Origin of the sequence: Vibrio minamisatsumaniensis, from assembly GCF_050337445.1 — a bacterium.
GTDB lineage: Bacteria > Pseudomonadota > Gammaproteobacteria > Enterobacterales > Vibrionaceae > Vibrio > Vibrio artabrorum.
The window spans coordinates 17,318-26,932 of record NZ_JAKJSY010000038.1; the positions used below are offsets into that span (position 1 = coordinate 17,318).

Sequence of the window (9,615 nt, forward strand, 5' to 3'; positions counted from 1 at the left end):
CTCTTTTATTGAAATGAAAGGTAAGGAATTAAGCTGGCGATTGTGTGCTAATCGGCGTGCCGGCGAACAAACCAGATTTCAGCTCGTCAGTCATGCCTGCCGGGTAAGCTACTACCGCAGGATCAATCGTGATGGCTTTGATTGCCGTGTGTTTTTTCGCACCCGTTGTTGCATCTACTGCAAACGAGGATAGGAATTGCGCCTTCTTCGTTGCATCAACAGCCGCTTTATAGTGACCACTGGTTTCGTCGTGTACCAATGGCGTGTACTGAGCCACATCTTCACCAGACGCGATAGTGATCGTCACATGCTCAATATCAGTGTCACCAGTGATCACTTCACTGTAATCTAGATTTTCGGTTGTCATTATTTCGCTCCCGTAGCTGCTTTAAAATCAGCCAGAATTGCAGAAGCTTGAGCGTCAACGGTACCCGTTTCTGCCTGTTCTTCAGCACCATCAGCTGATAGGTTTGGGTGATCTTCAGTTTGCATTGCTTGCGAGAACGCATCTGAAGCTGGTTTTTGCTCTTGCGATTGAGCAGCTGTAGCTTTAGGAGCGGCGGCTAGGATGCCTTTAGCATCATCCACGCTCATGTTAGTTTCAAAAGCCAAGTGATTAGCTAACTCACCGCGACCTTCCGCTTCTGCACAGCTCATAATGCCTTTAATGCGCGAGCGTTCGTCGGCCTGTTGAGATTGCTCAGACGCAGACTGAGCAGGTTCGGTTACTGCAGGCGCTGGTGTGCTCGCTTGTTGCTCTTGTGCCTGCGAGTCAGCCTGCTTTTTGTCTTTGTTTGGATCCATGACTTTTCCTACTGTGGTTACTGATTTTGGTTTGTTAACGTGCTCGATGAACTCGTTAAGAATGGTATTGCTGCTGACAACTTCTTCTGCAAAGCCAATATCAACAGCATCTTGCCCGGTGTAACATTCAGCTTCGGTATTCAGCACATCACCGATGCTCATGCCTGTACCTCGAGCCACAACTGAGGCAAAGTTACCTCGGGTTTTCTTACAGTCTGCAAGGATTTTCTCCTGCACACTTTTTGATAACGTTTCGTATGGGTTCCCGTCGACTTTGTGTTTGCCATCAAAAAGCAGGGTCATATTGATCCCCCAATCGTCCAGCATCTTCGACATGTCAGCATGAGCGACGACAACACCAACAGAACCCAATCCGCCGCTTTGTGTAATAAGTCGGCGCGAACCTTGTGAGTGAAGCCACTGACCTGCTGAATAGGCCATATCTTCAGATAAGGTCCAGACAGGCTTTATTTTGCTGCATTGGTGGATCAGGTCGCCCGTATCAGGACAACCATAAACACTGCCACCTGGCGTATGGAAAGGAAGAAAAACACCCTTTACGTCTTTATCCTGCATGGCGAAAGCGACTTTACGTTTGATAACGTCATAGCCTGTGTAGTTGCTGCTGCTCCAACCAAGGTTATGAATCAAAGCACCTTGAACTCGAATAACTGCGATGCCATTCACTAACTGATATGGCTTCATCTTGGAGTCATGAGAAACCCCGGTAGCCAATGCCAATTCCTGTGCTGAAAGCTTGCTAGTATCTAACTGAGGCTTGAAACCTGCTAGAGAACTCAACTGGCTCGGGGCTATCAGAACCGGGCATTGGTTAAACTGGCTGATTATTTGGTTCATTATTGCTCCCGTTGTTAGCTGGCTCTTCCGGCTGCTCAGGCGCAAATTGCTCTGCCTGAATCCAACTCGGTTTTGGTAAGCCTTTCTCTTCTCGAATTTTCATTTCTCGCATTTGCTGCTCAAAGACTTCAATGTAGTCTTCGCCCAATTTAGCCAGCTCTTTCTGGTACGTCGAAAGACCGCTTTCAATAAGCAAGATGGACTCTTTAACTTCCTTGATACCATCAATGGAAAGTCGACCTGAGCCAATCCAATCACAACGGCAAAGAGCAGAGCGTGCCTGCCAGAAGTTTGTTCCTTTAGGCAGTTTGACAACGCCCTTAGCAACAGCTTCCTCAAGCCATAATGAAAAGATTCGAGTGGCAAACCGCGAAGCGATGAACTTGCGATCGCCCATGAAGTAACGCCAACTTTCATTTAGCGCAGCTCGAGCACTTGAGTAGTTGGAGTTTTGGAAGTTGTGAGTAAGTTGCTCAACAGAAACGCCAATGCCGGATGCGATGTACTGAAGGATCGACATTTCCAGCTGGCTATAACCGTTGTCTGCATTTGATGGCCGCTGCAGGTTTAAACTCTCACCTGGCATTAAGTGAGAAACCTTAGCGCCATTCATGCGAATATTGGCTCCCCGGTGATACTTGTTCACCGCAGACATCCATTTCCACATGTTTTTCTGAGTATCTTCACCACCAGTGATGAACTGAAACGCTTCATTGGAATCAAGTTCTGACTCGATGGTCGCTGCAAACATGGCGTTGACGATGGCATTCTGCAGTTTGGTTTGCTGCAACTTATCCAGCATGTGCATCTGACTCATAACTGACATCAGTGCATTACTGCCACGCGACTGACCATCGTCCTTAGCATCAAAAACATGAATGAACTTTGCTCGTCCCCACCATGTTTCTTTTGACACATAACGATAGTTATTCGCCACCATGCCTAGCGGCATCATCGGATTAAGATCAGCGACATAATAACCAAGCGCCTGACCATGACGACCATGCTTAATACCACCGCGAATATCAGAATCCATCAAGGTGACATTACCCGGGTTCCTGACTCGCTTAGGCGATATCATTTTGATTGATGTTGAATAACTCGAATGACGGCTGGGTATCCACTCTGCCGCTGCCATTGCGTCACCATAATTAAAGTGCTGACAAATGGCTGAGCGTACCAACATGGTAAAAGTTCGCTTTCTCTCGGCATCGATGTAACAGCGATCATCTTCTGCGAACTCAAGCCATGCAGATTCAACATCCGTTTTTAGGGACATGAATTCATCTTCTGTCCAACCCAAACGACGCCACATAGGTTGCCAGTTCAGTTTGAAGATATGGCCAACAATGTTATCCAGGTGCAAGCGCATTCCGCCTGCTGCATAACCATGGTTGCGAACCAAGTCATCTGAGCGAGCGTTGCTTAAATCTAAGCTTGGCAGTAGGGCAGCATCTTCCGTCATTAACGGTGGAGTCCACTCTGCCAATTGACCGCCAAACCCCGCATTACCACCCTCGTAACCTGACATTTGCCGAGCTGGCACACCAGACGGATGCAGAATTTGTACGTCTTTCATTAAATCACTCCTGCTGGGCCTCGACGGCGGCTTTGCCCGGCGCTACTTTCTAGCCGTTGAATTTCATTTAAAAGGCTTTGCTTATCTGCAGGACTGTATTCCACCCTGCGCCCATCTTTTTGAATAACTCGTGCAGACTTGCCCATCAGTAAGTTTTGATAAGCCAGTCTCAGTTGTTCCAATCGTTGTTGGTCTGTCATTGATTACCTCGAATCGGCACCTAGCGCCTCAAGATCGATTTCTTCAGAACTGTTTGATGTTGGTGCGCTAAGCGTATCTAAGTTGATACCGAAACGACTGGTTGAGATACGCAAAGCAGCAAGGGCATACACTAGGCAGTCAAGCGCCTCGTTCCTCCGACCTTCGTTATCCCAGCGCAAAACACGCTTCCCGCTAACCAGTTTTTCAACCAGCCTTTCTGACGCTAACTGCTGACAAACCACCTCGTCACAAATCTCATCATCCAATGGCAAGTGCATAACACCGCTCATTGGCTGATCTGTAACTTGAGGTGAAGTTTCCATTTGCAGGTACAGCAAGTCTTTCGCCGTATCCGTACCAATTTCGGTGTGGTATACGCCGTTCTTATTTCGTTTCAGAGGGAATGAAGCAATCTGTTTACCGTAGGTACTCGCGCCCTTTATCGGAATAACACGGAAGATGCCGTGCTTTTTACTTCGCTTGTTAACAATATCAGGGTCAATACCCCCGGTATCCCAACACCAACGAGAGACGGCCATTTCACTGCCGTTCTTACATTTGTAGGTTTTGTTGATCGCGTCATCGACCATTTTCAGGGTTTCTTCTTTGTCGTAGTCACCCATGCAAATCGTTTTGTCGATCAACCATTTTTCATCATTTGGTCCCCAACCCCACACGTAACATTCATAGCGGTTTCGCTGACTATCAATGCCACCCGTTAAGTAAACAGCACCATCCGGTACCGGGGATTCGTATTTTTCTCGACGGTCTTTAAGAACTTCAAAATCTAACTTTTCGCCGTTCTTATCTTCGTAATCCTGACCAAGCACGGTGTTAATAAATGCACGCTCATTTTCAGGCTTACCTTTTGCCCTAAGCCATTCCGCAACAATCTCTCCCCAACCATCAAGGTTAAGCGAGTAGATAGCGTTGATCTCGATACCAACATTTCGCGGAGGCTGAGTGCGAAATCCGTCTTCTGTAAAGAAGTGAATGCCGTCTTTGGTCCAGGTAAAGTCCTCAGCCATCCATCGACCATCTAACTCCATTTGAGTCAGGTCTGAATAATGGAATGACTTACCACACTCGTCTGTATTGCAGCACTTATAGTGTGCGGTTCTGGCTTTCTTCTCTACGGTGTCTTGAGTGTCCTCCCACAGCAATCCGTACTCTTTCATCTCACCATCACGTTCCCCAAACTCCAGCACCTGTTCAGTGCCACAATGAGGGCAAGGCAAGTAGAAACGAAATGTAAGATCACAGTCTTCCAAAATGTTGGAAATGTGGGAGTGACCTGCCACTGTTGGTGTTGTACCAAAAATGGCTTTAGGGAAGCTGGCACCTTTCAAACGCTGTAAAGCCAGCTTGATAGGGTTACCTTCACCCTTGCCGCCCTTGCCAACTTCTAGTGGCCAGGCGTTTACCTCATCACCGACAACCACCTGCTTTGTTAAGCGGCGGAAGTTACCTGGTGAAGTGGCGCCTCGAAAGTCCAGGATTGAACCAATCATGACTTTCTTTGAAACTTTGTTGTGCTCGCTTTTTACGTTCCAGTCCGGGAACACTCGCTGAATGACAGGCATTTCAGCAATTACCGGATCCACCTCATCGACAACAAATGCATCCGATTCATCATCGACAGGCTGGTACACAACAGCACTGCGCTTCTTGTGCTCTGCCAGATACAACAGAGCAGCCACCATCATTTTGGTGTAACCAAGACGAGCAGATTTTTTTATCGCTAACAAACGAATGCTATCGTTTGTCATCATGTTCAGCAGTGCGACCTGTAGCGGTTGAGTTACCCAAGCACCTGCTATTTGAGAACTGCCTTCGGGTAGCCTGAAATACTTATCAGACCATTCAACCCCCGTCAGGGGTATCGTCGCCCTCAATGGATTCAATGCTCGCGAGACCGCTCTCGATATCGCTATCTTCGTATGCTGAGAGATCTGGTTTAACGTCTGCAAGCTCATTCAATGCCATAGCCAATTCTCGCTTTAGTACCTCAAGCAGCTCAGGAGGAATGTCTGGGCAGGCCATCTTGAATTTCGGCAACCACGAATCAACCCGGGTTCGTAGAGCTATTGCCACCAATGAAATGGTGTCAGTGATAATTGCGATGGGAGCATATTGTTTCTCAAGGACTAATCGCTTTGTTCGATTAAGTAAAATGCGCTCTTCTCGCTCATCGTTTTTGAGCTTCTGTTCGCGCTGCTTTTCCGATTCTTCGGTAGGGGTTTCCGCTTCTTCTTTGGCTGGCTTATCAACTGACTTATAGCTGATGTAAGAGCGTACACATTCCTGAGGATCAAGACCGTCTCTTCCCTTTGCAGTTGGCAGCACGCCTAGCTTTTGCAGGTCTCTTACTCGACGATCAGAAATACCGAGCAGTTCGCCAATTTGTTTCTGCCCAAACTTGATATTTGGGTTAAAAAGCTGCTCTTTCATGCGGAAACCGGAAACCCTAAAAAACGAAAAATTTTAAAAATGAGAGGTTTTCTGCGAGGTCACGCCCCCGTGGGGTTCCAGATACGCCGGAAGGACCCATTGCGACCACGGTCGCAATCACTCGGGCTTCGGTGTCTGAGACAGAACACGAAAGATGATCGTCAACGCAGCTGCAGTGGCGTTCAGCCCTGCATACACTGGCACACTCACATGCACCTGAACCAAAGGGAGCAGAGAAGCCAGCAGGTTCATAGCCACAACAGCCAGCGACCACTGGATGGTCCACAGCTTTCCTGACTCTTTCCAGTTATCAATCAGCTTCATGGTCACCACCTTTTATCTCTTTGGTTAGTTTGATAGGGAACATTGGATCCAGATCTGGATTGATGGATGTAGCCACAATACAGAACACAGCAAACAATCCCTCGAAGAAATCCAGTAGCCACTCTGGCCACCAATTACGAACACAGACCGCGTTGGTCTGTTCATTGAAGTAGATAGGCACGACACCAAACAGAAGAGCGTAATGTGTGTACTCTTCTTCTATCTGTTGCTTAGTCAGCCTGTGCTTGAATATCGCCATCGGTTGTTTCCTTTGCTGCCTGAATAGCCAAGCAGATAGACTCCTCAAGACGTTGCTTTGCCAGCTCCATCTTTGCAGGATTAGCCGTTGGCTGATTACTCATCAAACGCTCGAGCGCCTGCCCTTGTGTATTCAGAATTGCTTCAAACATAGCTACCTCATTACGTCGATTGGATATGCACAATCCAGCGCACCACCTACATATCTATCGACTATTCCGTTCGTTGGTCCGGGTTTGCTAATGGCCAGTGGATTGTCTAGCCAGTAGCTGTCATGAGATTGGTTTCCGTAACGAACGCATCGTCTGCCCGTTCAGTTATCGTTACCCGCCCACTTGGGAGTTAGCCGCTACATGCTCTGTCCTCATCCGGGTTAATGCTCATTTCAGTTATTCCTAAACAGCCTCATAAGGCCGCTTAGAAATAAAGCCAGCAAACGCTGGCTTTAATGAAAGCAATGGATTTAGTAATGGAAAGTGCTCACGCTACTTACCGCTATTTATCTGCCTGCTTGTCTTGGTACCACTGTTTGATCTTGTCGGGCTTCTGCCCACACTTCTCTAGTGCACCTTTCCAAATCAGGTCACGTTCAACAGCTTCATCCCTTGTAAGGGGAGGGCTATCGAATGGAATCTCACAAGGTGTAAGGTAAGCGGCTGGCGGAAGCACTACAACGTCACGAGTCTGCGTCACCACCTTGAGGTCGGTAGTGCTGCCACATCCGGTCAATGACAGGCTGAGGCAAACGCTTAGTGCCACAATCATCTTCTTCATCTCGTAGTAGTCCTTTTAGTTCACCAACTGCTTTATTCACGCTTGCGTCCACGGTCGCAGTGTAGTTTTCCATGTAACTCACTGCCTTTCGCTCATCCTCTAAATGCTGAGTGAGCGTGCCAATGGTCGCGTTTAATTCAGTGTTTACCTGCGTCACGGTTGCAATGGATAGCTTAACGGTTGCGAGTTCAGCCTGTTTGGTTGCAATAGTTGAGTCTTTTGACTCAATCTGTTGCTCCAGGTAATCGACACGCAAAGAGAAGAAGCCAATCACCAATCCAAGCGCCACGATAAAAATGCCGTTCATCTTAGTTAGCAAAACATAGCTCCGTTTCTTTCTGTCTCCGCTTCACCAAGCCGGGCAACTTCTTCCCAGCCCCATACACCCAAAACTTCAGCTCATTGCAGGCTTTGGGATAGTCACCCTTGCGGATGTGCTTATAAATACGTGTCTCGCTGCCGTCCGGGTTATGCCTGAATCGCGTGCAGCCTGTGTTGAATATGAATGATGTGAAAGCATCAATTTGCCCTTGGCTCATCGGAGCATCACCCATTGAAGCAACGAGACATTCTTCTGCTGATTTAATGTTTCTGACCCAATCCTCAGCGACTTGGATTTCAGTCACCGGCTTATCATCCACGCCATGAGTATTTCCCACGCCATTAGTGATTAAGCCAGAAGGGCAAACATAAGGATCTAACCGACATCCCTCTGCATTGCCTATGATCTCCAAGGCTTTTGGTGAAACCATCAAATCACTTTGAACCACTCCGCCAGTAACGAGAGCGATGATGGCCATGACAGAACAGACAATTTTGTTTTTAGTCTTCATTATCTGTCGTCCTCATCGAGAAGTGCCTCAAGAGGTTCGCCGCTGGCTACCTTTGCCTTTAGCACTTCGTGGTTCTTATGTTTGTAAACCCAAGTGAGAATGAAAGAGGCTAAACCGAGCATTAAGCCACCAATCACACCCCACTCGCTAACAGAAAACGCACCAAGGACAGTCACCCAGCCTGCAAAGAACTGGGTAACCTTTTCACCCTTGGCAATAAAGAAAGCGGCGACAACTCCAGCTAGAGCGGTCAGCCATAGTTGTTTTTTCTCTAGCATCAGAGCCTCACGCTTTACGTTTTTACAACTGGTTAAATGATTCAACCGTCGACATATAAGTGCCTTCTTCCATCTCAATACCAATAAAGCGGCGGTTTAACTTCACGCACGCCTTACCCGTTGAACCGGAACCCATAAAGGCATCAAGCACCACATCACCCTCTCGACTACTCGCAGTAAGAATGTGTTCCAGCATTTCCGCTGGCTTTTCGCATGGATGCTTGCCTGGGTAATACGCGACGGGAGTGAACGTCCAAACATCGGTATAAGGCACGTCACTTGTGACGCTGAAAGGACGGCGCAGGCTTTCATATTCAGCCTTGAGATCGTCGTATTGACGAGTTAGCGACTGATAATCAGCATTAAGCGCATCGTATTCTTTGGTTAGTTCATCATGAGAACGCTCAAGCTTTCCGGCATGTTCAGCGAACAACGCCTGCAGCTTTTCATATTGCTCACGATTAGGAAGCTGCCACTGGCTGGCACTAAACCAGTGCGAACACATCTGAGTGCCTGTGGCTTGGTTGATCTCTTTTGCTGAAATGCCTAATGAATCACGAGCATTTCTGAAATAGTTGATCAGAGGCTCGAACACCTCTTTCTTTAGCTCTGCACACTTCTTCGCGTACCCAGCCACGCCTTTGGCATGACCTTCTGATCCGTAATGCTCTGCAAACAGGACACGCTCGGTAGCGGGGAAGAACGAACGCAGGTCGGTTTTTCTCATTCTTCGCCATGGTCCATTAGGCTTAGCCCAAATGATATGGTTCAGAACGTTAAAACGCTGGCGCATAAGCAGCTCGGTATCCGCCGAGAGCTTGTGGCCACAAAACAAGTAAATGCTGCCGGATGGTTTCAGCACTCGCCAAAACTCCAGCATTACCTCGTCCAACCACGCCAAGAACGTTTCAACATCTGGCCACTGATTATCCCAAGCGTTTTTCTTAACCTGGAAGTAGGGTGGATCCGTCAAAACAAGGTCGACGCTGTTGTCGGGTAAGGTTTTCAGGTAGGTCAGGCAGTCTGCATTAAGCAGCTGCACGCGATTGTCAAAGAATGAATGTTTCAATGGTGCCTCCGCGCATGGCGCTCTAGGCACTCTCCTTAACAATTGACTTGCACCGCTTACACTTAATAGAAACGGTACCGATAAATTCACAAAGTTTCGCGCCACACTTAGGGCAGCGCAGTTCTATTAGTTTTGTCATATAGTCTCACTTTCGTGTAGACTCCACACCGCTCTGCAGAGCTGGGT

14 protein-coding genes are annotated in these 9,615 nt (G+C 47.8%); all 14 read right to left on the minus strand.

Annotated elements, in window-relative coordinates; all coding sequences use genetic code 11:
- Positions 1–28: 28 nt before the first annotated feature.
- Positions 29–367, minus strand: coding sequence for a head decoration protein (locus tag L4B77_RS10170; RefSeq protein ID WP_172562491.1), 339 nt, complete (start codon positions 365–367; stop codon positions 29–31).
- Positions 367–1,662: a S49 family peptidase gene (locus tag L4B77_RS10175; protein WP_429750241.1), complete on the minus strand. Its 1,296-nt coding sequence runs from the start codon at positions 1,660–1,662 to the stop codon at positions 367–369. Before L4B77_RS10175 ends, L4B77_RS10170 begins: the two co-directional genes overlap by 1 nt.
- On the minus strand, positions 1,637–3,241 hold the full coding sequence (locus L4B77_RS10180) for a phage portal protein (protein ID WP_331309149.1): 1,605 nt from the start codon (positions 3,239–3,241) through the stop codon (positions 1,637–1,639). The genes L4B77_RS10175 and L4B77_RS10180 overlap by 26 nt, the downstream gene beginning before the upstream one ends.
- Positions 3,241–3,441: a gpW family head-tail joining protein gene (gene gpW / locus L4B77_RS10185; RefSeq protein WP_132700100.1), complete on the minus strand. Its 201-nt coding sequence runs from the start codon at positions 3,439–3,441 to the stop codon at positions 3,241–3,243. Before gpW ends, L4B77_RS10180 begins: the two co-directional genes overlap by 1 nt.
- A gap of 3 nt (positions 3,442–3,444) precedes the next feature.
- Positions 3,445–5,346 (minus strand): phage terminase large subunit family protein, encoded by a 1,902-nt coding sequence (locus L4B77_RS10190; RefSeq protein ID WP_429750244.1) that lies wholly within the window; start codon positions 5,344–5,346, stop codon positions 3,445–3,447.
- A complete protein-coding gene (locus L4B77_RS10195) occupies positions 5,306–5,893 on the minus strand; it encodes a hypothetical protein (protein ID WP_258510208.1) in 588 nt (195 codons plus the stop codon). The genes L4B77_RS10190 and L4B77_RS10195 overlap by 41 nt, the downstream gene beginning before the upstream one ends.
- A 117-nt stretch (positions 5,894–6,010) precedes the next feature.
- Positions 6,011–6,217: a DUF7940 domain-containing protein gene (locus tag L4B77_RS10200; protein ID WP_150897815.1), complete on the minus strand. Its 207-nt coding sequence runs from the start codon at positions 6,215–6,217 to the stop codon at positions 6,011–6,013.
- Complete coding sequence (locus L4B77_RS10205; RefSeq protein ID WP_429750247.1) at positions 6,204–6,476, minus strand: hypothetical protein; 273 nt, start codon at positions 6,474–6,476, stop codon at positions 6,204–6,206. The genes L4B77_RS10200 and L4B77_RS10205 overlap by 14 nt, the downstream gene beginning before the upstream one ends.
- Entirely contained in the window at positions 6,448–6,627 is a 180-nt protein-coding gene (locus L4B77_RS10210) for a hypothetical protein (RefSeq protein ID WP_256423629.1), read from the minus strand. The genes L4B77_RS10205 and L4B77_RS10210 overlap by 29 nt, the downstream gene beginning before the upstream one ends.
- A gap of 343 nt (positions 6,628–6,970) precedes the next feature.
- The gene (lysC, locus tag L4B77_RS10215; protein WP_140347661.1) at positions 6,971–7,168 is read right to left on the minus strand and encodes an Rz1-like lysis system protein LysC; all 198 of its coding nucleotides are present in this window, start codon (positions 7,166–7,168) and stop codon (positions 6,971–6,973) included.
- The gene (locus tag L4B77_RS10220; protein WP_140347633.1) at positions 7,152–7,568 is read right to left on the minus strand and encodes a hypothetical protein; all 417 of its coding nucleotides are present in this window, start codon (positions 7,566–7,568) and stop codon (positions 7,152–7,154) included. Before L4B77_RS10220 ends, lysC begins: the two co-directional genes overlap by 17 nt.
- On the minus strand, positions 7,558–8,082 hold the full coding sequence (locus tag L4B77_RS10225; RefSeq protein ID WP_140381119.1) for a lysozyme: 525 nt from the start codon (positions 8,080–8,082) through the stop codon (positions 7,558–7,560). The genes L4B77_RS10220 and L4B77_RS10225 overlap by 11 nt, the downstream gene beginning before the upstream one ends.
- Complete coding sequence (locus L4B77_RS10230; protein ID WP_140381121.1) at positions 8,082–8,360, minus strand: HP1 family phage holin; 279 nt, start codon at positions 8,358–8,360, stop codon at positions 8,082–8,084. The genes L4B77_RS10225 and L4B77_RS10230 overlap by 1 nt, the downstream gene beginning before the upstream one ends.
- A gap of 22 nt (positions 8,361–8,382) precedes the next feature.
- Positions 8,383–9,429 carry a DNA methyltransferase gene (locus L4B77_RS10235; RefSeq protein WP_150897860.1) on the minus strand — a complete coding sequence of 349 codons (1,047 nt, stop codon included), beginning with the start codon at positions 9,427–9,429 and terminating at the stop codon, positions 8,383–8,385.
- Between the last annotated feature and the right edge of the window lie 186 nt (positions 9,430–9,615).

Bases quoted from the DNA above. Each gene is read 5' to 3' on its own strand.
- L4B77_RS10170 (WP_172562491.1), bottom strand. From the start codon at position 367: ATGACAACCGAAAATCTAGATTACAGTGAAGTGATCACTGGTGACACT.
- L4B77_RS10175 (WP_429750241.1), bottom strand. From the start codon at position 1,662: ATGAACCAAATAATCAGCCAGTTTAACCAATGCCCGGTTCTGATAGCC.
- L4B77_RS10180 (WP_331309149.1), bottom strand. From the start codon at position 3,241: ATGAAAGACGTACAAATTCTGCATCCGTCTGGTGTGCCAGCTCGGCAA.
- gpW (WP_132700100.1), bottom strand. From the start codon at position 3,441: ATGACAGACCAACAACGATTGGAACAACTGAGACTGGCTTATCAAAAC.
- L4B77_RS10195 (WP_258510208.1), bottom strand. From the start codon at position 5,893: ATGAAAGAGCAGCTTTTTAACCCAAATATCAAGTTTGGGCAGAAACAA.
- L4B77_RS10200 (WP_150897815.1), bottom strand. From the start codon at position 6,217: ATGAAGCTGATTGATAACTGGAAAGAGTCAGGAAAGCTGTGGACCATC.
- L4B77_RS10205 (WP_429750247.1), bottom strand. From the start codon at position 6,476: ATGGCGATATTCAAGCACAGGCTGACTAAGCAACAGATAGAAGAAGAG.
- L4B77_RS10210 (WP_256423629.1), bottom strand. From the start codon at position 6,627: ATGTTTGAAGCAATTCTGAATACACAAGGGCAGGCGCTCGAGCGTTTG.
- L4B77_RS10225 (WP_140381119.1), bottom strand. From the start codon at position 8,082: ATGAAGACTAAAAACAAAATTGTCTGTTCTGTCATGGCCATCATCGCT.
- L4B77_RS10230 (WP_140381121.1), bottom strand. From the start codon at position 8,360: ATGCTAGAGAAAAAACAACTATGGCTGACCGCTCTAGCTGGAGTTGTC.